We start from the raw sequence: 21,970 nt of genomic DNA, 5'->3' as shown, positions 1-21,970 counted from the left end.
ATCTTTTGCAAACACGAAGACCGTGTCGCAAAGATTTGCGATGACACTAGACCTTTTCACACCAACTGTCGCGCAATCCTCTCTGCATCCAAATTTTGTTCGGCTCATCAAAGAAGAAGACGATGCCCTGCGAAACGTACTCAATGATTGGGCGGCTGGATTCATTGACCGCGACGGAAAGTTTGTTGTTGAGTTCCAGAGGACGTTCAACTCGAGCTGGTGGGAACTCTATCTGTTTGCTGTATTGAAGAGCCTCAATCATGCAGTCGACTTTTCTCATCATGCGCCCGATTTCGTGATGCCCGATTCCGGGTTTGCGGTCGAAGCGACCATCTCTGCCCATGCACAAGATGCAACCCCTGAGTGGATGAAGACGATGGCGGATATCACCAACCATGATGATATCGAGGGTCGCTACATCGAAACCATGGCGAGACTGTCGAACTCTATTAGCTCGAAGTTCAGAAAGTATCAGAAGAGCTATTCCAGCCTGCCGCACATGGCAGAGCAAAGCTATGTGATTGCGATTCAAAATTTTGGAACGCCCGATGCGCATCAGTTGGGTGACGTGGCGATGCAGCGTCTTCTCTATGACGTCAGACATGAGAAGGCGTTCATGAAGGACGGCAAGGTGTCGTTACCAACGGGTCTGTTTGCCAATGAAGAGATGTCAGATGTGAGCGCGATTATCTACAGCACTGTCGCAACATTCGGGAAAGCTCGGGCGCTAAGTGCGAGCAAAGGTGACTTCGTGTTTCAAGCTGTCCGGATCAGGAACAATCACGAGTTGATCCAAGTTGGCGGTACGATTGACACATACAAAGAGAGCCTAAGAGATGGCATGCGGGTGTTTCATAATCCATTTGCGAGACGACCATTGTCGTTTGATCACCTAGCTGCAGAGGATGTCCGGCAGTTTCGCTTCAGAAAAGGGGAACTGGAAACAACCTGCCATCCAAAGGGAGATTTGTGTATGCGGCACGTCATTCATCAGGTGACCAGATCAAAGTGATGAGTGCGATAGGGGCCAATGTCGGCATGGCCCGACAGCCCTAAAATTTGAACACAGCCTTTCGCTCATTGGCCGGTTTGATGATGTCGCCCTTGGCGTCTAACCGGATCGCCACTTTCGGATCGACAGAGTAGAGCCCGTTGCGGTTCTGTCTCTTGAGCAATCCCGCATCAGCAAAGCGGGAGCGCCAGCGTTGGATCGTCACGGTTGTTGTAGAGAGTCGCTCGGCACTGTCATCCATGCGGCCGATAAAGCCTGTTTCCTGAATGTCCTGACAAATGTCTGCCAGCACCCGACAGGCGATGTTCTCTTTGGCCTTGTTGTAGTGCTCTTTGACCTGTCGAAAGAGGTCGATATTCACGCCTAGATGGTCAGGAGTCAGGTCTTTGCTTTGTGGTGGTCCCTCGAAGAACTTCACATTTTTGGCTTCAAATAGTGTCTCTTCGTCACTCACAGTACACCCGTGCATTTGACATGTCCCAACCCCTGTTTCCCCTATGTGTCTCCCTTTTTGCCCATCAAGCGTGGTGACATCGGAGGAATCATTAACGGAATTGAATGTTTTTGTCATCTCCAAGTGCCTGAACCTTTTGTGTGACGTGTACGCCGTCAATCGGCCCCGATGGTGGGAGGTCCACCGGGGCCGATCCTGTCAGGTTAGGCTGCCTGCTGGTTGCTGGTGGCCTGGGGTTCGCGTGCGGACCAGAGCATCAGGTGGGTGACGTTGTCATCACCGATCTCGTCGAGCGCGATGACGTTGGCGTAGATCGCCATGGCGCCGAGCTCGGGGGCGGCCATTTTCACCGACAGGTAGTCATTGCCGGTGGTCTCGGAGGTCTTCTTCCAGGCGGCGCCGATTTCGTAGGTGCCATTGGCGAAGACGCGGTAGTCGGGCTGATCGCTGTGGGCCTTTGCGTTGGGGACGATCGTGATCTTGGAGCGAACGGCCATTGTGGCGAGTGTGCCGGTGAAGATGTCTTTTTCGTTTTTGGTGAGAGATGCGAGTTTGTTGCTCATGGTATTTTCCTCTTAAGTTGTCAGGAACCATTTCCTGATGACACTGGACCAGCATGGGTGAAGCCGAGAAAACGCACCGAGAAAAACCGAGTGGTGCGGCTCGCAGCCGGGCAAGCGCAGCGCAGACCGGCGAGAACTCGGTCGGGCTTTTCGACATTGCGTTTTGGAGCGCCCATGCCCAGTGGCGGTCAATCAGGAACTGGTCCCTGACGGCCGATTTGAGTGAGGAAATTTTTTGAGCAATTTGCACCTTCCCCAAAAACAGAACGAAAACGTCAGGCACCCCCCTCGCCCCTTTGGCCACCCCGCACAACATCCCGGCCCCGGACAAAGGCCCATAGTGATCAGACCTGCATCACATTCGCCCTATGGTATCCAATCGCATTGCCGCTGGAGGCAAACGTTCCGCCGGTCATAATCGATCTTGCGAAAATGGCATCTTCGAGCTGGCACAGGTCATCAACTCAGGTGATTGCGCGTCGCCGTCGGTGACATGCTTTTGTCCACCGCTCTGGCCTGCCCCGAAGTCTGGCTGCGACCGGAAGGCTCTGATGACGAGATCTGCTCCGGATTTCCCCGCCACCGGGGTCGCTTGACGACCTGCTCAGTGGTCGGTCGGGCCGTCGATATGTTTGTGCAAGAGATCGAAACGTGTGATGACGAGATCCACCGCGCGCCGTTTGGCATCGGCATCATCGGTGAACGTGGTGGTGCGCGCATAGCCTTCAAAATGGACCAGGTCGCCCGGTGCAAGCTGATCTGTAAGCTCAGACCGCAGGCGGTCCTTAAAGCAGATGATGGTATTCCATGCGGGCCGCGCCGCCGACCTAGTGTCTGTTCTGTAGCCATCGAGTTCGTGATAGACAGTAATGACGAGCGCTTTTTCATAGGGCTTGATGGTGCCGATGCGCACGATGGCGTCCCATGTGAAAGAACCGCTCAAGCGTCCTGCTCCAGAAATTGCGTTTCAGAACACTCAATCATCATCCGCACCATGGTGGCGGTCTGCGCCGCAGGAAAGGTTCTGCCAGACTGGCGGCCAGCATGGCAGGGCCGACTTCGCCTTCTGTCACCCAGAGCCGCGCAAGCGCGCGACCGTATCGGTCTTCACCGTTGAATTCGATTTTGCGCAGTCCGGTATTGAGCAACGTCGCGAGGTATCGGCTGGCTTGGGCAGCAATCTGTCGCTCGGCGGCGCAGCGTCCTTCGACTTCGGGCGTATCGATTCCAACAAGACGTATCTTGGTGCCTTGATACCAGAGTGTGTCGCCATCAACGACGCATGTGACGCGGCGCTCTTCCGGCTGGCAGACATGCCATGTCAGATCTTGGGCAAACGGCTGACTTGCAGCGGCTGCGCAAAGGACAAGTACAGTTGCGAGCGCTGTATGTTTCAGGCGTCTCTGCGACATTCCGGGCGAAACTCATGCAGGTGTTGGAAATCGAGAAACATACCGTTCAGATGGTAGGCTCCAAACATGTCAGAAGTGTCGCCGTAATAGCTGCTGAGTGAGACGACATATTCCTGAATGCGTGCGCGGTAATCCGGATCTTTGACGGTGTAGGGAAACAGTTCTGCCCCCGCGATCCGGCAGTTCTGGACAGCAATGATGTGCCAGCCATTGTCACGGATGTCGAAATTGTCGATCTCGGTCTGGGTCAACCGGTTGGTGCACAGGGGCTGACAGAGGTCTTTGTTGACGGGGAGCGCGGCACGGGCGTGTTTGCTGATCACAAGCTGCCGGCTGCGCAAACGGTTGGCAATCATCAGGACCAGATCGTCATGGCGATCCTCATCCAGTGCCAGCATCAAGCTCTCCCTGAATGTGTCGTCGAGCTGTTTCAAATCACTGCTCCTTATACAAAAAACCGTCTATATCGTAATATATAACGATAACTATCTATACTATATATTGCGCGATTTGGAAGCCGCCAGTTCCATCACAACGTGTATATCTCCGTTACAAACAAGCAAACTTAAGTGACGACGACTTGGTGTAAAGGTCACAGGTTTGCTGCAGCGCGGCAGAAAAGAAACAGGTTTTTGTCTTCACGTGCGAATTGAGCAAATTCGTGCCGAATGCAATCAAGAGCAGATCACGCACTTAAATGGTGTCAAAGATATGACCCCTGCCCTTAAGGCAGGCAAACAGCTCACGCTCGAGGTAGAGGCGGAACAGCTCATCAGACAGAGTGATCTTGTTACGGGTCAGATAATCGGCCAACAAAGTGAACGCCCCTTGGGCATCGCCGCGATCCAGAGCGCGCGCGATCGCATCGTGTTCGTCGGGATTTGTGAATGTCGATTGCGTCAATAGTTCGCCTCCTCAGTTCGAGGCCACGACCCAAAGCCGGGTGTTAGAAACCTTCTGTAACAAAGGCGCGCCGCTTTTGGGCGCGAGCGCCTTGGACATGGCAGCGCCACCCGGCCCGAAAGCCGTTTGGGGCTGTTACAGAGAGGTTTCTAAGCCTCACCCTCCGTGTGCGGAGCGCGTCTGTGTTATGCTGCGTTCGCGCAATATTTGCAATGAAAACAATAGAAGATGGTGCGTTTGATGATCTGCACGAACAGGTCTTCCGTCACAATCATATCGTTATATATATCGGTGTATATTTCCACATTTGACGATTTTGCGTTAGGAACATGTGATGCGCGAGCGATCGTCACCGGCTGGCGAAGACCGCAAAGCGGGCTTCGGGAACGCAGCGAGTAGAGCGCGGCCGGCCCGGCGCGCCCAAACCAACGACAGACGACATGGATCAAATCTTGGAAGAAGACAGCAAAACGATCTCGATTAACCCTGATGACCTCGTCGCTCGATTGCGACAAGTCGAGAGTATCGCTGAAGGCAATATCGCCCGCGTGATCGAACTGCTTCTTGTCGAAAACCATGTCCTGAAGCGGCGACAATCAACGGGATTGTCTCGTGGGGTGGGTGTTCGCTATGACACCTATCCACGGTTTTTGAGGTTTGAGACCGGTGCCGATGATGATGCCGAACAGGACAAAAGCTCGGCAAAAGGTGTAGAGCGAACCTGAACCGGCGGGTCGCGTTTATGCTGTCGACATTTAGATTCGCTATATGACATGCAATTACTATGAATTTGAATGCCCGCTCCGAGGGACCTCGTTGTCGTTGTGCATTTCTGAGACCGCGGAAAACGCCTGACGCGCCAACGCACTCCCAAGGTTAGAATATTTTATCATCGTGGATGAATGCGAGTGAACTGCGTCCTCAAGTGCGATTGCAACAACCGATGCTGCTTCATCTGGCTTTTGCAGACAGGCCGCCTCACTCTCGAACTCAAGCCTCATTCCTATCGAAGCCCGTGCTCATGCCCTTTATGCTACGCCAAACACCCATCTTCTTGAGTTTCTGGATATGGCAGGTTCCCTGCTTGAAACGCCATACCAAGTAAAGGATGGAACGTTGAAACCCCGTGGTCCAGGTCTTGGTATAAGCTGGAATGTAGACGCGGTAGGAAAAGCCTTGGCGTAAGACCTGGCATTTATTCCAATCTATCTGTTCTGCGTTGAAGACCGACGCCTTTTGCGACTTCGTACTGTTTGCGCGAACTTCTCTTGGGGAAACGATGCCTTTTCAGGTCGGTAACGACGGTTTGTTCTTTCACTTCGCTCACCCTTATGCCAAAAATATGCAAGCTGACAACGATCGATCCATGAGGTATGTTCTCTTTTTGTTCGCTTCAAACTGCGGCGATTTGATTGGGAGTTATACCGCAACATGGCAAAACCTTATGCATCAGAAATGGCCCAGTTGGGCACGACTTTGGACTGGATATGTCAATCTGATATAACTGGTCTGAAGAACTCACTGAGAACGGCATCTAGTCTGCCAATGGTGGCAATCGGATCGGGCGGCTCCCTCTCTGCTGCACACGGCCTAGCAAGCAATCACCGACAGTTTTCACAGAAAATTTCCGTTGTATCTACGCCTTTGGAAATCACTCGGGAGCCGATAGAGAAGCAATCAACCAATTGGTTACTGAGCGCCGGCGGACGAAACGTAGATGTGCTCGCTGCAGTGAGTGCTTTGATCGCGCGTGAACCATCGCATCTTGTGGTCATGACCGGCCGCGATGACACCAAACTGACCGAGATATGCAGAGCACATCCGTTCGTTGACCTTCATATTTTTCCGCCACCCGCTGGAAAAGACGGCTTTCTGGCGACAAATTCGCTTTTTGGTTTCAGCGGATTGATACAGCGTGCCTATACGTTGCTCTTTCAAAACGAAAAGACTTGGAACGATACCGCCGATGCAATTCGGCGCACCATAGGTGCGAGCGTAGATGGCCCGGGTCGTATGAAGGTTATGGCCGAGCCGCTATGGCAGCGTTCGACGACCGTTGTGCTGTATGGACCCACAACGAGCCTTGGTGCGATCGATCTCGAATCCAAGTTTACTGAAGCTGCATTGGGGTCCATTCAACTTGCCGATTTTCGCAACTTCGCTCACGGGCGCCATCATTGGCTTGCGAAACGCGGCAACGATTCAGGTGTGATTGCTCTGGTAGCTCCTGAGGATAGGAAGCTGGCCGAAAAAACTCTAGCGCTTCTTCCCGATGATATTCCCCAAGTCGTGATCGATTTGCCTGGTGGTGGATCGGCAGGTCTGGCTTCGTTGTTGGCAGCATTTGAACTCACTGGTCTTGCTGGAATCGCGCAGGGCATCGATCCTGGTCGACCAGGAGTCCCAATGTTTGGACGCCATTTGTATCGGTTGAAGCCACCTCGGGAAAAAGCGGTAAAGCCGCGCCATGGCCTGTCGCAACGCGATGTGGTGGCAATTGAACGAAAGTCTGCGAACTCAATCGAATGCTTGGAAAAGGCTGGAAAGATAAGTTTTTGGGAACAGAATCTGAACCAGTTTCGTGATGCTATTTTGTCCGAACATTTCGGCGCTATCGTTCTTGATTATGATGGCACCGTAGTCGAGACGCGCGCTCGGAAGGCACCTCCCAACAAACGGCTTACACAGAAACTGGTAGAGTGTCTCAAGGCCGATATCTGGGTCTGTTTCGCGACAGGAAGAGGTAAGTCGGTCAGAACGGCTCTGCAAGACGTGATTCCAGAGCAGTATTGGGAGAAGGTTTTGATTGGCTACTACAATGGCGCTGAAATCGGGTCACTCAAAGACGATCTTATCCCGGATGGTAACCCACAGGCGGGCGACGCTCTTCATAAGGTCGCCGAACTCCTGAGGACCGACGAAGAATTTACCGGAATCTGCGAGCAGGAAGATCGAACCTATCAGATAACGGTGAGCTGTAAGAATAATGTTGATTCCACGTATCTTTTTCATCGCGTGACTGAATTACTAGCCCGGGAGGACTGTAATGACGTATCTGTCGTCCGTTCTGGTCACTCTATCGATGTCTTGTCCCCGATGGTTTCTAAAAACAACGTTGCACAAGCACTGAGAAAAAATAACTCGTCTGTATCCATACTGTCTATTGGCGATAGCGGAGGGTTGAACGGCAACGATCACGATCTTTTGGCTGGGCCGTTTTCACTTAGCGTCGACAAGATCAGCTCCAATCCTGCAACATGTTGGAACCTCGGCTCCAGAGGGCAACGTGGCCCCGAAATTCTTGCCGAATATCTAGACGCGATTGAATGCGACGACGGCACCTTCAGATTTCGCAAAGGGGCTTTGAAGTGAACCAAGACCTCGCGTTGAAAGTCATGGGCGAAATCATGCGTTGGGACGATGATGAAGCTCGCAAGGAGTTTCGTTGGCTGAAGCTGATGGCGCGGCTCAAATATGATGGATACCGAGATTTTCAAGCTGGTATGCGATTCATTGAGAGCTTGGCAACGTGGCTGCAACAGTTCGACCAAGATGAACGCAAAGTAGCTTATACATTTGTTAAAGAGCGAATGGTCTATGTTGGTCCTGGTGAAGTCCGCCGGCTGGTCGAGCAGTTTTTTCCGAACACTATTCGACAACGAATTGTTCGGACCGTCGCAGCTGACCTCGGGATCAAGCCCTATACTGTTTTGATTGATCCCCAGGCAATAGCAGCGATTGAACGCTTACGGCGCCAAACACTTGTTTTGGGTCTCAGTGATGGCGCGAGAATGGACATTGTCCGGCATTCAAATGTCGGCCGTCTGAGCAATGAGCAGCTCGTTCTTGCACCACAGATCGATACTGAAAAATGGAAAGATCTCTTGGAGAGTTTGCGCGAGGATTTGAAAGATAAAGATGCGCTTTTCAGGATTATCTATCTTGTTGATGACTTTGCCGGTACCGGTACGTCGTTTTTGAGATTCAATGTCGATAAGAATAAATGGTCGGGTAAGCTAACACGGTTTCGCACATCGCTATTCAACGCAATCAAGGACGAAGATGTTGGTAACATCGTAGCCCCTGACTGGCAGTTGTGCGCTCATCATTACATGGCGACATCTGACGCAAAGACCAAGATGACAGATAGCGAACTGGCTGCAAGAAAAACTCTGAACAGTGACGGATGGCCCAAAGAGGTTCATCTGTCATTTGCGACCGTGTTTGATGAACAATTGCCCATTGTGTCCGGGAAGGATGATGCATTTATTGCTTTGGCAAATAAATACTATGATCCCATTATCGAGACCAAGCATACAGCGGTAGGAGGAGTTAAGCATCTTGGGCTTGGATATGGAGGATGCGCTCTGCCGGTGGTACTCGAACATAACACACCTAATAACTCCGCAGCCCTGCTTTGGGCTGAGACTTCCGGTGGTGATAGAGAGGGTGTTGACGCGCCAGCTATGCGTCCACTTTTTCGTCGTCGACAAAGGCATGTGTGAGGCTAGAAATTGGCAAATCCGTTTGAAAAAAGAGCATCTGAGTACCGCCGAGACGATGAAGCATTCTTGCCTTTGGTAACGCCGGATCCCTTGATCACTTTCTTTAAGAAACATGCTGACGACGGCAAATTGTATGATCAATTGTCGGTCATTATCGGAGCCCCAGGTAGTGGTAAGACGACAATTGCGCGGCTCTATCAATACGCCACTCTGAAAACTCTTCTGCAACACGAAAGCCAGACAAACTTCAAACCACTGGTTGACACGCTCACACAGTGTGGAGCGATCAAGAACAGAGAGCCTGTGTTACTTGGTGGACGTGTCCCCTTGGAGTCAGAGTATCGCGATTTTTGGGAATTTCCTTACCCCGAAGATCTGAAATGCAAGCTGATGTTTGCGTTGATTCAAAGCAGGACCGTCCTTTCGTGGATCAGCAATCTGGTAAGTACGGGGGTCGCGCTTGAACAAATTTCGATAATTCCTCGCGGCGACGCGATCGCCGCACTGGCTGCGATTGGTGGAAAAGACGGAACATCGCTGTTCAATAAAGCTCGCGCCATTGAAGAACAGATATATAGAATCTCAGCGGCGCTGCTACCTCCATCGATTGATGACATCGATGATGAGGCTGCAGCCGCCTATCATCCTTTTGACGTCATTGAGCGCTTCGAAATCAAGATAGGCGAACAGAAGACAGTCCTCCGTCCGCTGGTAATTTTCGATGACGCGCATAGCCTCCATCCGGAACAGTTCACAGCATTTAGACAATGGCTAGCGCGACGTGAATTGAAGATTTCGAGATGGGTTCTAACCCGTATGGACGCGCTTTCACCGGCCGACGTTTTATTGGCCCAAGGTGAGAGCAATACCAAACGTCCGGGCCTAAAGAACGCGCGCGAACTCACCGTGATCTGGATGCAGAGCCAAGATGATCGCTTCAGCAAACGCAAAGCCTTTCGGAAGATGGCGAAGGGCATGGCAACCCGATATTTGAGACAGATGGATGTGTTTTCACGAAGGGGTATCCAAGATCTTACCGATTTCATCTCAACGCGTCCGGATACGATTGCACCGAGCAGGCTTGAGGCTCTGGCAAGCTCAGTGGACAGCATCCAACAGAAGAACGGGATATCGGACGCGCGCCGTAAATCACTGGAGGAACTTGTTGCCGACTACTTGTCCAGTACAGGACTAGAAGGCGAGGATGTCGCGCTAGCGATGCTTTCGATCCTGTTTCATAGATATTTGAAACGAATCCCACAGAAGGGCCTTTTCGACCATCAAGACCAGGATGTTGAACCAAACAGGCCTATCAAGGTCGATGGCGGCATTGCAGATGGAGCAAAGGTTCGATTGCTTCATGATTTTGGACGACCTTATTACTACGATATTGATGCCTTGTGCGACGCAAGCTCAGAGAACGCGGAGCAGTTTCTTCACTTGGCATCGACGCTTGTGACGCAGGCTGAGACCCAGCTAATCCGCGAAAAACCCGCCTCACTCTCGAGCAGAGTGCAAAACCGCCTCCTGCGGGAAAAAGCGGGGCAAATTTACCGAGAGTGGGATTTCCCGCATAGTCAGCAGGTCGCGGTGCTTGCTGAGGGAATTGCTCAACAGTGCGTGGCAAAGACACTCGAGGGCAATGCTTCGTTGGGCGGTGGGGCTGGAGCTGGGGCTTTTGGAATACCTCAAGAAGAATTTGATGAGATTCCAAAGAAATACGAAGAACTTGCTCGTATTCTGAAGTTTGGTGCGGCCTACAATGCGTTTGTTTTGGTTCAAAACCACAGCACAAAAAATCGCATGTGGTGCCAGATCGAGTTGAGTGGCGTCTTAAGGGTGCATTTTGGACTTTCACAAACCAGAGGCGGGTTTTTGGAACGGACAACAGATGATCTTCTGTCAATGCTGAAATCGAATTGATGGAGGTGAGCTTTTGAGATGGGACCAGTGCATTGCAAACTTTGGGCATGAAGTAGCCGATTTTGCAGAAGACTATTTTGCCGATACGGAGCGCAAAGTGCTGCTCATCGCCGGCGCAGGTTTTGATCCAAGATCGAAAATTGTAGCGACGTGTCTGGTTGATGCAGGGACGAATATCGAAGCTGTACTTATCAAGGAGATTCGCCCGGAACCAAGTCAAGATTTGGTCGATTTGGCTGAAGACAACAAGTCGGATCTGGAAAACCTCTTACCGGATCATGATCTCGTCGAAATTGATATTTTTGGTTCCGACAACGCTGTGGTTGGTGGACGCAACGTTGTCAAAGCACTCAATGCCCTCAATTACGCAGGCTATACGGATGTCATTGTCGACATTAGTGCATTGTCAATTGGGACAAGTTTTCCAGCCATTCGCTATTTCATCGAACGCATTGAAGCGAATATGCCGCCAGCAAACCTTCATGTCTTTGTTACTCACAACCCGTCGCTTGACACCGGTATCACACTCATTCCAAGCGACTCTCCAGGTTATATACATGGTTTTCGCGGCGGCACATCGTTGGACAGTTCTTCAGCAGCAGCCAAGCTTTGGTTACCTCAACTCGTGTCAGGACGCCGAGCGGCACTGAATGCGTTACACGGGTATCTTGAGCCCCATGATACCTGTCCGATTGTTCCGTTCCCTGCCGCCAACCCGCGACAAGTAGACATCTTGGCGGAAGAGTACATTGCCGAACTTGAAAACGCTTGGTCGGTCGATACTAGAAATTTGGTGTATGCAGATGAATCTAACCCTTTGGATTTATACAGAACTATTTTAAGACTGCATGATCTGAGAAGGCTCGTGTTTCAGGATATCGGTGGCTCATTGATGATATTGTCGCCACTGGGAAGCAAAATAATGGCAATCGGCGCTCTTCTGGCAGCTATGGAAAGAAACCTTCCCGTCGCATATCTGGAAGCGATCGGCTACAATATGAGAAGTGGCCCTCCACACGGGCCAGCAGATCACAAGCTGGTTCACCTTTGGCTGGAAGGGGATGTTTACCCAAAACCAAGGCCTGCCCTGCAAAAAAACGGAAGCGTCAAATAATGAAAAATTCAAACTCTCCTCAAGCATTTGGCGCTGGTTTGATTGCTCTGGATCTCATTCTTGGGGCAGATCCCGAAGGCCCCGTGAAGTCTTGGACAGGCGGAACATGTGGCAATGTGTTATCAATTCTAGCATTTCTCGGTTGGAAATCGTATCCAATTGCCCGCATGAATGGTGATGCCGCTTCAGAGCGTGTCTTGACGGACATGCAGAAGTGGGGGGTTCAATTGGACTTTGCCAGATGTGAGCCGCAAGGTGACACGCCAATTATTGTTCAGCAAATTAGGCCAGATCGCGACGGTAATCCAAGCCACAGGTTTTTGTGGGCCTGTCCCTCGTGCGGTAAACATCTTCCTCGATTCAAGGCTGTTACGCAGGCTGCTGTCGAAGTTGTGTCACCTCACATGGGTGACGCGGCTGTCTTCTTTATGGATAGGCTCTCGCGCGCCATGTTAACTATGGCGAAGGATGCCGCTGAAAATGGCGCAGTTGTAGTGTTTGAACCATCTGCAAAGTCGGATCCAAAACATTTTGCAGAGGCCATAAAAATTGCTCACGTTCTAAAATATGCGGATCAACGGCTGACCGACGCAGGTGATGTAATCGGTAATGATACGTCGGTCGTTCTCGAAATTCAGACACTTGGTGAGCAAGGCCTTCGTTACCGATCAAAGTCAGGCAGTCAGCCGCTTCCATGGAGCCAGATGAAGGCATTCAAAACGCCACGCCTCAAAGATACATGTGGTTCAGGAGATTGGTGTACTGCCGGCATTATCCACAAACTTGCTTCTCATGGGTTGGAAGGCTTTTCCCAGCATGGACCCGACGACTTTTCCGATGCCCTAACTTACGGACAAAGCCTGGCAGCTTGGAATTGTGGTTTTGAAGGTGCTCGAGGTGGAATGTACTCAATGTCGTTCGAAGAGTTTCAGAAGCAGGTTGATGACATCTTGAATGGCGAAGTCTATATCGCTCCTAACAATCCGATATCTAAGGATGTTGAAGAGTCGGTACGGTGTCCGGCGTGTACCTCGCAAGCGGCGTAGGTGCGGTCTATTCGTTAAAGAGCCGTTCGTCCCACCAAATTGGGGTTTCCAAGCCAGTTGTTATTAACTTGAAATCAGGATGTAGTGCGTTGAACACCACGTTATTCTCCATGCGCGCAACCACTGAAGGCACGATCAGGATTGCGGAGCGTTTTTCTGCATACCAGCTTCGCCCAAATTTTCGGGCCGCTTCTCCATCAGGAGTGGACCATCCCTCAATTAAGTCACTGTTGACGACTTCATAGCTTGTGCCGACTGGTATCGATATCTTGATGAAATGTTGGCCAGACGGGATTTCGCCCTGATAGTGAACCAGCTTTTCAAGCATTGCGGTCGAGTAATTTTGTGACGCATAGATCACAGCAGCGCCGGCTTCATGCCAGCGACCTGAACTCAGCCTTGCTCCACCATCATCCCAAATCGGAAACTCGCCTTTTGGGTCGCCGATACGATAGGCGGTCAGAGAGTTTTCTAACTTCCGATCCCGCGTCATACGGCGAAGCTGGACTCCGCACGTCTGAGCATGTTGATCACTGCCTCAGCCCCTGCCGAGTTTGACTGTGCCATCTCGATCGGAGTACGCCCACCGAGCAATTTGTGCGGTCTGTTTAAGAAGCGCGATATCGCGTCTTCGTCTCCATGATACACACGGCTGACCGCATCGACCACACGACTAACTTCATACAGGCGCTCACTCATCTCGCGAGACAAAACCTTGCGACTTTTCTTGGCCCTTCGCAGAGTCGCTTCTGGAATGAGAGGGCCAACAACCGCGGCACGACCGAGAGCCAAACTCAAAGTCTCTGCTGCCGATACCGCCAGACCTTGCGCGATGCGATCTGCCAAACCAATGTCATCAAGCGGGTGTTTTGCTTTGAGTCCTAGAAGCATGCCAATTCGTCCCGACTCGGTTCCGGGTAACGCCTCTGGCGTCATATAAGCTTGTAGCGGCGCCATATTCATCTCCTATTGCAATCGTCACATGACGTTTATGTAGTCGTCATTTGACGAATTGTCAAGGTGTGGCCCTGTTATGTCATCAGCTGCGCATCGTACTTTGCGCGCACATTTAGAGTTTTTGCTTCAGTTACGAAAGCTCGGACAACAGGCCTCTGCGTCCGAGACTTTGTAACGCCAAGGAAACCGAGTTTCTTCAGATGCAGGGCCAACGCACCAGAAAGAACTAAACCGGTCTACTGACTTTTCATCTGTTGGCCTCAAAATGTCCGCTGTCCGTGGACACGGGACGCACAGTGTCAAGTTCTGCGACGTACCGAGAGGGAGGCTAGGCAGTCACATCGTCGCAGTGTCATCGGCAATATCAGGCAAGTCTCGCAAACTCTGCAGATCGAACGTCGCCAAAAACTCATCTGTCGTCACAAACGTATGCGGCGCACCGGGCCGCGGACTTTTGGGCCCGTTACCAATCAGGTTCTTGTAGCGCAGACGGCTGAGCAGATCGCGGTTGATCTCCTTGCCGAAGATGTCGGCGAGCCCGGCTCTGTCGATCGGTTGGTGATAGGCGACGGCGCAAAGCACGGCCATTTCTTCCTCGGAAAAGTTGTGCGCTTGGTCGCCAATATCAGCTGCCGTCCGGATTGCCATCGCATAGTGAGGCCTTGTCCGAAACATCCAGCCGCCAGAAACGGGGACGATCTCATAGGGCTTGGCTTTCATATCGGCCTGAATATCTTCGATCAGCAAATCGATGTTCGCACCTTTCCCGACCACCAATGACAGGGCGTCCCGCTCAACCGGTTTGCTACTAGCGAAGATGACCGCCTCGATGCGGTTCATCCATTCCCGCCATCTTAACTCGGCGGGCAAGTCTTCGAGCTCAATATCGAGCATCTCGGTTTCGGCATGTTCTTGTCTGCGTGCGCCTACCATTAAGCCACCCCGTAAAGCCGGAAAGAAGCGCGGCCGGTCAGCTCTTTGGCGACGCCCAATTCGACCAGGCGTTCGCAGAGCCGCCGCGCCGATCGGGGTGTCATGGCCGTGGTCGATCCACGGATGGTGGGTGACAACATCGTTGAGGGCAGCACCGCGTCTTCCGACAGAAACAGACGCACTGCGTCCTGCGACCCCTTCGTACGCAGCTTTGGTTCGACCGCGCGGAGGTGCGCTGCACGACGGGCCAGATCATGGGCCATTCGCACCACATCTTGCGCAGCGCGTGCGACCGCGTCGTGGCACGCGATCTGAATGTCTGCACCGTCCGCGATATTTCGAAACACTCTGCGGTTTAGATGAAGACCCAAAAGGGGAAGCGGTCGTTCCCATCCCAAACCGCGTGCCAGGACCGTGTCGGCGCAGAGGATGGCTGCCGCCTCCTGACGCGGAAAATCTCGAACAATGGCTGACAGAACCGAACGGGCATGGGCAACGGGATTGCCCGAACGCTCAGTCAGCAGGTTGATCCAGTCGGGCCACAGCTCCTGCATGTCGCCCGGTAGCAGGTTTCGCAGCCGATCTTGCCAATTGACCTGTTTCAACGGAATCGCTGATCCTGCTCTCCATAGCGCCAACATATCGCCGGCAGGTCCCATGGCATCGCCCGGGGCTGCCAACAAATACGCATCGCGAACGTCTGCCTCGCTTTGACCCCTACCCTCTAGTTTCAGACAATGAACGGCAGCACGCAGCGCCAGCCGGTTTCGTAACAGTTCGGTAGGGACATTGATGTTAGGATCCGCGAGGGCGACATGCAGCAGAGCGAGCGCTGAACCGCTGGCAAAGCCAGCAGTTTCTGGGGTTTCAGCACTGGAACCATCCATGATCCACTTCGGTAATAAGGGTGGCAAAATGGCGTCAGGTGCTTTTCGTTCTGCTGCATGGGTCGCCTGAATCATGCAAACAGTGTAAATGATAGCGGCGCTTTATGCTATTGATTAGATGTAAAACCGCCCCGCCTTAAACATCTTTTTTATGTCCAATAATCTTGCATTATCGGACATAGAAAGAGTATGCTCGGAAACATGCAGGAATCCGACAATAAAGGGCACAAAACGCCCGTTCCAGAACTCCCCCAGCCCGAGAAATCGCGCTCAGCGTCCTTGGGGACGAGAAACCCTGCTCAGCGCGACGAGAGCGACGCCCTTCCGGACATTGATCTGGATGATCTCCTATCGGATGAGGCCGAAGAGGAAGAAAGCGGATCACAGGGCATCGCGTTACCCGATCACGTCGCAAGCTCCGGTTCGCTCGAAAAGCTCATCGACACGGCCCGCGACTACGCCAGCAAGGCCACATCCGAGAACACCAACAAGGCCTACAAGAAAGACTGGGCACACTTTGCCAGCTGGTGCCGGCGTCGCGGGGCGGATCCTCTGCCCCCTCCCCTGCCCTGGTGGGGCTGTACATCACCGAATGTGCTTCCCCACAGGACGGCAGCCGCGGGCTTGCCGTATCGACGATCGAACGGCGCCTGTCCGGTCTGTCGTCAAATTTCCGGCAACGAGGATTGTCGCTTGATCTGCGGGACCGCCATATCGCTTCCGTGCTGGCCGGGATCAAGAACAAGCACGGCAAGCCACCGGTCCAAAAAGAGGCTGTTTTGGCCGAGGATATCTTGGAGATGATTGCCAGTTTGACGTTCGGCCTGCGCGATATGCGCGACCGGGCCATCCTGCTCATTGGCTACGCCGGGGGTCTGCGTCGCTCTGAAATCGTCTCCCTCGATGTGGGAAAAGACGAAACCGAAGACGGCAATGGCTGGATCGAAATCGAAAAGGACGGTGCTGTCATCCATTTGCGCGGCAAGACCGGCTGGCGTGAGGTCGAGATCGGCCGCGGGGCATCGGACGCCACCTGCCCCGTCAAAGCCCTCGAGCAATGGCTGCACTATGCCAAAATTGGCCACGGTCCGGTGTTCCGACGTGTCTATCGCGACAATTCAGATGTCGGGCCGGAACGCCTGTCGGACAAACACGTCGCCCGTTTGATCAAGCGGTGCGTGTTGGAATCCGGGGTTGGCCTTGACCGACCGACACTCTCTAAACTATCCGATGAAGAGCGTGTGAAGCACTTTTCGGGTCATTCCCTGCGTGCTGGCCTTGCCTCTGGGGCCGAAGTTGATGAGCGCTACGTTCAAAAGCAACTCGGTCACGCCTCGGCTGAAATGACCCGCCGCTATCAACGGCGCAGGGACCGGTTCCGAGTCAATCTGACAAAAGCCGCCGGGCTTTAATGAAACTGGAGAGGCACCCAAGCGGGCGACGGTACACAATACAAATCCGAAAGGTGTTTCCCAGGAGATGTTCAACACCTTCGCCTCTCCGAGCCTGCATTTGGCCCATCAAATCTTTCAGAAGTGTTGAGCCACCTTTTTATTTGCATCGAAGGCCCCTGCCCTACTGCTTGATGATCGAAATCGCGCCGCTGTCCGACAGCAGCTTACCAGTCTTGTCCTCGAATACGATGACGCCATTGAGGCTGTAGCTCGGCCCTTGATCTTTGAACGTGTCCTGCTGATCATAAGCCACGACACGGCTCGACACCTGATAGAAACCGGCAGACCCATCCTCGCGCGCAACGCTGACAGTCACAGGACCTTTGACGACATGGCCTTTGGAAAAGTCCACATTTGTTGACGCGCCATAAGCTGCGCCGATGGCCTGACCAAACTCCGACGCGGTCTGGAGCGCTGCACCCGAGACGGCACCGACATCGCTCATGTTTGCATCGACCGTGTAGCTACCATCCGCATTTTGGGTGATATTGACCCCATCAGCAGCAGCGGGTCCCACCATCAAACCAAACGAAAGAGCTGCAGCAAGTGTTGATCCGAATAAGTCAGATTTAGTAATCATGTGTTCGTTCCGTTCTCTATAACATATTGATAATATTGGTCTAACGCGCCCGAACCAACTTATACCACCACTCCGTTGCTATGGCCAGTTTGCCGATCCGCACCTCTGAACTGCACCCAAAGGTGGGCAAAAGATTGCCCATCAAACCGTTCTCACCTCGCTTAGACGCCCATAAATGCTGCGATCCAGGTGCAATTGCCCCGCCTGCGCCCGTTCGACCATGGCGCGAAGATATCCGCCGGCCGATTTGACTTCGCCAGACGAATGTTTGTCGAAGATCAGCGCGATTGCCGCCGCTGCCGGCCCTGGCCCCAGAACTTTGTTGGCCACATTCCAAGCGTCTTCTGAAATTCCGGCAATACCCCGTATTTGCGCAGCTGCACGATGCAGATCGTTCCAGTTTCGGACAAATCCGTTCTCGAGCATACGCGCCATTTCCGCAAATTGCGGACAAGCCACCATCAGCATCGGGATATCAACTTCGGATCCCCGCCGCTTGCCGTGTGTGCTCCAGTTGATCTCCAAATCCACTTCTTCTGGCTTCTCCACCCGCTCAGGTGTTTCAGGTTTGGGCTCAACATTTGCCGCGTGCTTTTTTTCAAAGCCATTACTTTTTACAGGATTAGGTTGTTTTGTAGTTAGTATGTGGGTCTCATCTGTGAGACTCGTGGGTGTCATTTTATTGGAAATAGACACAACATTAGAGGCTTTTGAAGGCTCCTGGGTTGGCTGTTCGGCATCGGTTTCGCTTGGCCAGTCGAATGCATCCTCAAAGGCCTTCTCAACGCGTTCCTTGAAGGCTCTGAACCAGTCTACGATGTCGAGCAGCTTGTTGGGCGTTGTAGAGCGCTTGGGAAGCCCTTGTAGCAGGACAGCGAACTCTTCCTCCAGCTGACGCCACGGGCCCTTCAGGCGGCTCTCCAGCGCTTTGTCGATCTTAGCGCGGATCACACGGCGCGTCACAGTGATCGTGTTCTTCAGGGAGGCACAGAAGCGCCGTTCTTCCTGTAACTGGGCGTAGAGAGCCTCAAACTCTTCTGCACGGGCTGCCAGGGGCGCCAGATCAAAGCCGTAGGCTTCGAGAATCACGCCCTCTTCGCTGCGTTTGCCCCAACGTTTTCCGTTCGGGCTATCTTTCATCCAGATAAGGCCCAGCTCACACAGCCGGCGCACGTGGCGTCGCAGTGTTGGAAGGGAGAATCCCGTCTGCTCCATGAGGAAATTGTTGGAAGCCCAGACAATCGGCCGCCTGCCCTGCTCCCAGTCTTGTGGCTGCGTGACAGCCCCGAACGTATCGAGCAGCAAGAGGTCTTGAGACTTCAAGCCGATTGCGGCCGCCACTTTCTTGGTTGCGACGATTGCCTGTGATTTGGGTATAGAAAGCTGTTCACCGGCTTGTGCGTGCTTTTCAGCGACCACAAGGCCCGGCGTTGGCTTGCGCCATCCGTTATGTTTCATGAGTGTATTTCCACCTCCATCAGTTGAATGAAGGCAAAAGAAATCCGTTCACCAAATCGGTGTTGTGTCGTTGACATCGATTCGCGGGAGAGTTATCTAAGAGTTGCTATACACATTAGATGAGCTCTCATGCCGCGAGGTTTGGGGGCTTTTCTTTTGCCGTTAGATCACGTGATGTTCCTCTCTGCTCATTGCCTCAATGCGGGTCGCGCCCTTCCCTGTCGTTGCAGGTGAGCGTTTCATTCCTTCGACCCTTGTTCCTGTAGATAAGTGGCGATGACATCGCTCAAGCCTTCAAGGCATTGCTTATCCAAATTCAATCCGGCTGCACTAACGGACAATTTCCCGCCTTGCGCCGACACCGACAATTTCCGAGATCCGATCTTCCGAAAGACCGAAATTTTCTTGGCTTTTGCGGCGGGCGTGGCTTTAGTCTTCTTAGTCCCAGCCAGGCTCGCAACTGCCTTTTGGAGATCGTGAAAACTCATTTCGTACGCATTCTTGAACGCGTTCAAGATTTCATCTTTAGAGCCGCAAACCGCTCGAGCTCGAGACACGACACTCTCGTGCACGCCTATCCGTTTAGCAAAAGAAACAGCCGTTATTTTGCTGCCGTCAGTCTCGCTATTGAGGGTTTCGAACATCTCGCCAATGGACAACAACCGCTCTAATGCACTGAGGGCTTCTCGTTCTTCATTCTCTCTGAAGCGCAGCACCAACATTTGAAAATTGGCGCTTTCGTCGCTTCTTTCACTACGCGGTGCCAAGACGGCACGAACGGGTATACCAAGACGCTGAGCTGCGGCATGACGACGACGACCAGCAAGAAGATGGAATGCGACACCGTCAATGTTACTCGGATCAATTTCATCTGGACGCCAGTTTGGATCGGCTGGCCAAAGTGTAATCGGTGTATCCTGCCCATTCTCCTCTATGCTTTGAAGCAAGGATCGGAAGTCTTCCTGATCCATCCAGTCTGAGCGTCTATCCGATCCAATCGGATCAGATATCAACGCTGGATCTACCGACAGCACATGATTGCCTGACAGAATGTCATTTGAAAGCTTGTCACGGGCATCGTCCAAGTCTGCCTGTGCTTTTGCCACAGCTCCGGATTTCCATGCGCTGCCAGCGCCACCCGTAGCGCGCTTGAATGCAGTAGGCGTAGCGGAGGAAAGATCGTCTTCAGGCGAGCCATCGGCTGCGCCAGATACCGTACCTTCAGGTGTGCTTGGTCTAACGAGAGAACGCTTTATGCCTCTTTTCATCCTTGGTTCTCCTCATCATCTTGATAGAAATCATCGATCCACTTGTCAGCATATCCACGCTCCCTACCCGGCCAAAGACGCGAAACGATCGCGTCATTCACCGCATCCGCGTTGGCAATAAAACGTTCGATGCCCTTACGCTTGCCTGGGGTGTCAGCTTGATACTCGTAAACTGATTGATAGACGTCCGAAGCGTTTGAAATGGCATCAGAGCGCAGGTAAAACACCGGTAGGATTTCAGAGGGGCAATGCTCTAACAGGTTTGCTATTTGATCTAAGTCTTGATTGTTCGAACGCTGAACGATTGTTGGCAGCAACATGCTTGCACCCGTACCAATATCAATCCGCTCGTTGCGCAATATGTGCTGCAGCATTCCAAGCAGACCCGACACGAAGGTCGACAACGTTGCGATGTCGAAGCCTTTCATAGTTTGAGGTATGACCAAAGAAGTAGACGCAACAACATTGTTAAGCTGAAAGAGCGTCAAGGCAGGCTGATAGTCAATAATGATGCAATCGAGTGTCTCGTTTAGCGCTTCATCAAGTTTGTCGCGATCTACAACCCCGTCTTCGACCAATTCATCCGGCGCGGTCTTCGGAGTATTTCCATCCCGCCAGCGCTCAATGGAATCGCGTAGGAACCGATAAAAGTTCTTTCCTTTCGGCCTTTCACTCACAAGCCGAGCGATTTGTATTTCGCCCTCTGATGTTTCGCCATGCGCAGGCACCAACCGAAGGCCCGGCCAAGAAGTTCGCAGAAAGAAACTATCGAGCTCCTCCGCTGAGTAATCTGTGTAAGAAGAATCTTCAGTTGCGAAGAGGCCCGCAAAATCGACCATGGACGCAGTCTCTTCGGTCGGCATAGCGGGCAAACCCTCTCCACCAACGAAGTAGAGTGTGATCGTGCTTTGCGGATCAGCGTCCATCACTCCCACACGCATACCGTAGTGGAGGCTCAAGTACTGAGCAAAGTGCGCAGCGGTGAGCGACTTTGCAGTGCCGCCTTTTTGGCTGGCAAATGATATTACCGGCAACGGCTCATCAGGCTTGCGCCATGCTAAGTAGTCATATGGACGCTTCGCAGTACCCGCAAAAAGGGCACGCATGTGCATAAGTTCTGCGATTGTGAAAACGCGCTCTCGACCCACATATTCGCCCTTTGGGAAGTCGGGGTTCGATTTTGCGAACTTGTTTAGATATGGAATGCCGACATTCAAAAAGCGCGCGCACTGTCTCATTGACCACGTTCGCTGAATGCGTGTGCGTAGCGTCAATTCCTTGTTGACCGAGACCATCGTCCGATCGAGACCACGTGACAGTTCTATCAAAAACTGTTCTAGATTACCGCTCATATGTTTTCGCCCTGTACCGGTTGATCCGGCTTAGAATCGATTCTGTGGCTGTAGTATAACGTTTCTTGCCATTTAGCCAATAGAACGTTTGCCTACCAGAAAACAAGACAACGATCAGGCCCTACTTGAATGAAAAAGCGCACCAGAAT

The 21,970-nt window shown here is 52.5% G+C and carries 21 protein-coding genes and 1 pseudogene; 8 read left to right on the top strand and 14 right to left on the bottom strand.

The window, feature by feature from the left end:
• Window positions 1-40 precede the first annotated feature (40 nt).
• The gene (locus ACZ1HF_RS19570) at window positions 41-1,012 is read left to right on the top strand and encodes a hypothetical protein (RefSeq protein ID WP_472659238.1); all 972 of its coding nucleotides are present in this window, start codon (window positions 41-43) and stop codon (window positions 1,010-1,012) included.
• Between the two features lie 40 nt (window positions 1,013-1,052).
• Here the strand turns inward: ACZ1HF_RS19570 and ACZ1HF_RS19565 are convergent, their stop codons facing one another.
• The 6 genes from ACZ1HF_RS19565 to ACZ1HF_RS19540 all read right to left on the bottom strand — a co-directional run bounded on the left by ACZ1HF_RS19565 (window position 1,053) and on the right by ACZ1HF_RS19540 (window position 4,344).
• A complete protein-coding gene (locus tag ACZ1HF_RS19565) occupies window positions 1,053-1,583 on the bottom strand; it encodes a hypothetical protein (RefSeq protein ID WP_472659237.1) in 531 nt (176 codons plus the stop codon).
• An 86-nt stretch (window positions 1,584-1,669) separates the two neighbouring features.
• Window positions 1,670-2,029, bottom strand: a complete 360-nt coding sequence (locus ACZ1HF_RS19560) for a DUF736 domain-containing protein (protein ID WP_472659236.1) — start codon at window positions 2,027-2,029, stop codon at window positions 1,670-1,672.
• Between the two features lie 604 nt (window positions 2,030-2,633).
• Window positions 2,634-2,972 carry a single stranded DNA-binding domain-containing protein gene (locus ACZ1HF_RS19555; RefSeq protein WP_472659235.1) on the bottom strand — a complete coding sequence of 113 codons (339 nt, stop codon included), beginning with the start codon at window positions 2,970-2,972 and terminating at the stop codon, window positions 2,634-2,636.
• Window positions 2,973-3,012: 40 nt separating this feature from the next.
• Window positions 3,013-3,441 (bottom strand): thermonuclease family protein, encoded by a 429-nt coding sequence (locus tag ACZ1HF_RS19550; protein ID WP_472659234.1) that lies wholly within the window; start codon window positions 3,439-3,441, stop codon window positions 3,013-3,015.
• Entirely contained in the window at window positions 3,423-3,875 is a 453-nt protein-coding gene (locus tag ACZ1HF_RS19545; protein WP_472659233.1) for a hypothetical protein, read from the bottom strand. The genes ACZ1HF_RS19550 and ACZ1HF_RS19545 overlap by 19 nt, the downstream gene beginning before the upstream one ends.
• Before the next feature lie 259 nt (window positions 3,876-4,134).
• Complete coding sequence (locus tag ACZ1HF_RS19540) at window positions 4,135-4,344, bottom strand: hypothetical protein (protein ID WP_472659232.1); 210 nt, start codon at window positions 4,342-4,344, stop codon at window positions 4,135-4,137.
• 440 nt (window positions 4,345-4,784) lie between these two features.
• Between ACZ1HF_RS19540 and ACZ1HF_RS19535 the strand changes: the two genes are divergently transcribed.
• The 6 genes from ACZ1HF_RS19535 (at window position 4,785) to ACZ1HF_RS19510 (ending at window position 12,932) form a co-directional block, all read left to right on the top strand.
• Window positions 4,785-5,069, top strand: coding sequence for a hypothetical protein (locus ACZ1HF_RS19535; RefSeq protein WP_472659231.1), 285 nt, complete (start codon window positions 4,785-4,787; stop codon window positions 5,067-5,069).
• Between the two features lie 706 nt (window positions 5,070-5,775).
• Window positions 5,776-7,716, top strand: coding sequence for an HAD hydrolase family protein (locus tag ACZ1HF_RS19530; RefSeq protein ID WP_472659230.1), 1,941 nt, complete (start codon window positions 5,776-5,778; stop codon window positions 7,714-7,716).
• A complete protein-coding gene (locus tag ACZ1HF_RS19525; protein WP_299592631.1) occupies window positions 7,713-8,849 on the top strand; it encodes a phosphoribosyltransferase-like protein in 1,137 nt (378 codons plus the stop codon). The genes ACZ1HF_RS19530 and ACZ1HF_RS19525 overlap by 4 nt, the downstream gene beginning before the upstream one ends.
• A 9-nt stretch (window positions 8,850-8,858) precedes the next feature.
• The gene (locus ACZ1HF_RS19520; protein WP_472659229.1) at window positions 8,859-10,772 is read left to right on the top strand and encodes an ORC-CDC6 family AAA ATPase; all 1,914 of its coding nucleotides are present in this window, start codon (window positions 8,859-8,861) and stop codon (window positions 10,770-10,772) included.
• A gap of 13 nt (window positions 10,773-10,785) precedes the next feature.
• Window positions 10,786-11,886, top strand: coding sequence for a hypothetical protein (locus ACZ1HF_RS19515; RefSeq protein WP_299592627.1), 1,101 nt, complete (start codon window positions 10,786-10,788; stop codon window positions 11,884-11,886).
• On the top strand, window positions 11,886-12,932 hold the full coding sequence (locus ACZ1HF_RS19510; RefSeq protein ID WP_472659228.1) for a PfkB family carbohydrate kinase: 1,047 nt from the start codon (window positions 11,886-11,888) through the stop codon (window positions 12,930-12,932). The genes ACZ1HF_RS19515 and ACZ1HF_RS19510 overlap by 1 nt, the downstream gene beginning before the upstream one ends.
• Before the next feature lie 7 nt (window positions 12,933-12,939).
• On the opposite strand, the gene ACZ1HF_RS19505 is transcribed toward ACZ1HF_RS19510, so the two are convergent.
• The 4 genes from ACZ1HF_RS19505 to ACZ1HF_RS19490 form a co-directional block, all read right to left on the bottom strand.
• The gene (locus ACZ1HF_RS19505) at window positions 12,940-13,425 is read right to left on the bottom strand and encodes an RES family NAD+ phosphorylase (protein ID WP_472659227.1); all 486 of its coding nucleotides are present in this window, start codon (window positions 13,423-13,425) and stop codon (window positions 12,940-12,942) included.
• Window positions 13,422-13,889: an antitoxin Xre/MbcA/ParS toxin-binding domain-containing protein gene (locus ACZ1HF_RS19500; protein WP_472659226.1), complete on the bottom strand. Its 468-nt coding sequence runs from the start codon at window positions 13,887-13,889 to the stop codon at window positions 13,422-13,424. The genes ACZ1HF_RS19505 and ACZ1HF_RS19500 overlap by 4 nt, the downstream gene beginning before the upstream one ends.
• Window positions 13,890-14,225: 336 nt before the next feature.
• Window positions 14,226-14,822 (bottom strand): SMC-Scp complex subunit ScpB, encoded by a 597-nt coding sequence (gene scpB / locus ACZ1HF_RS19495; RefSeq protein ID WP_472659225.1) that lies wholly within the window; start codon window positions 14,820-14,822, stop codon window positions 14,226-14,228.
• A complete protein-coding gene (locus ACZ1HF_RS19490; RefSeq protein WP_472659224.1) occupies window positions 14,822-15,784 on the bottom strand; it encodes a DUF1403 family protein in 963 nt (320 codons plus the stop codon). Before ACZ1HF_RS19490 ends, scpB begins: the two co-directional genes overlap by 1 nt.
• A 126-nt stretch (window positions 15,785-15,910) precedes the next feature.
• Here ACZ1HF_RS19490 and ACZ1HF_RS19485 point away from each other — a divergent pair.
• Window positions 15,911-17,121 (top strand): annotated as a pseudogene (locus ACZ1HF_RS19485) (tyrosine-type recombinase/integrase).
• Window positions 17,122-17,284: 163 nt separating this feature from the next.
• On the opposite strand, the gene ACZ1HF_RS19480 reads toward ACZ1HF_RS19485, so the two are convergent.
• The 4 genes from ACZ1HF_RS19480 to ACZ1HF_RS19465 all read right to left on the bottom strand — a co-directional run bounded on the left by ACZ1HF_RS19480 (window position 17,285) and on the right by ACZ1HF_RS19465 (window position 21,821).
• Window positions 17,285-17,743: a hypothetical protein gene (locus tag ACZ1HF_RS19480; protein WP_472659223.1), complete on the bottom strand. Its 459-nt coding sequence runs from the start codon at window positions 17,741-17,743 to the stop codon at window positions 17,285-17,287.
• A 141-nt stretch (window positions 17,744-17,884) separates the two neighbouring features.
• The gene (gene repC, locus ACZ1HF_RS19475) at window positions 17,885-19,201 is read right to left on the bottom strand and encodes a plasmid replication protein RepC (protein WP_472659222.1); all 1,317 of its coding nucleotides are present in this window, start codon (window positions 19,199-19,201) and stop codon (window positions 17,885-17,887) included.
• A 239-nt stretch (window positions 19,202-19,440) separates the two neighbouring features.
• Window positions 19,441-20,469: a ParB N-terminal domain-containing protein gene (locus ACZ1HF_RS19470; protein ID WP_472659221.1), complete on the bottom strand. Its 1,029-nt coding sequence runs from the start codon at window positions 20,467-20,469 to the stop codon at window positions 19,441-19,443.
• Complete coding sequence (locus ACZ1HF_RS19465; protein WP_472659220.1) at window positions 20,466-21,821, bottom strand: ParA family protein; 1,356 nt, start codon at window positions 21,819-21,821, stop codon at window positions 20,466-20,468. The genes ACZ1HF_RS19470 and ACZ1HF_RS19465 overlap by 4 nt, the downstream gene beginning before the upstream one ends.
• Between the last annotated feature and the right edge of the window lie 149 nt (window positions 21,822-21,970).

This window comes from Litoreibacter sp. GN1-5 (assembly GCF_055693805.1).
This window is presented reverse-complemented; position numbering and strand designations above follow the sequence as displayed.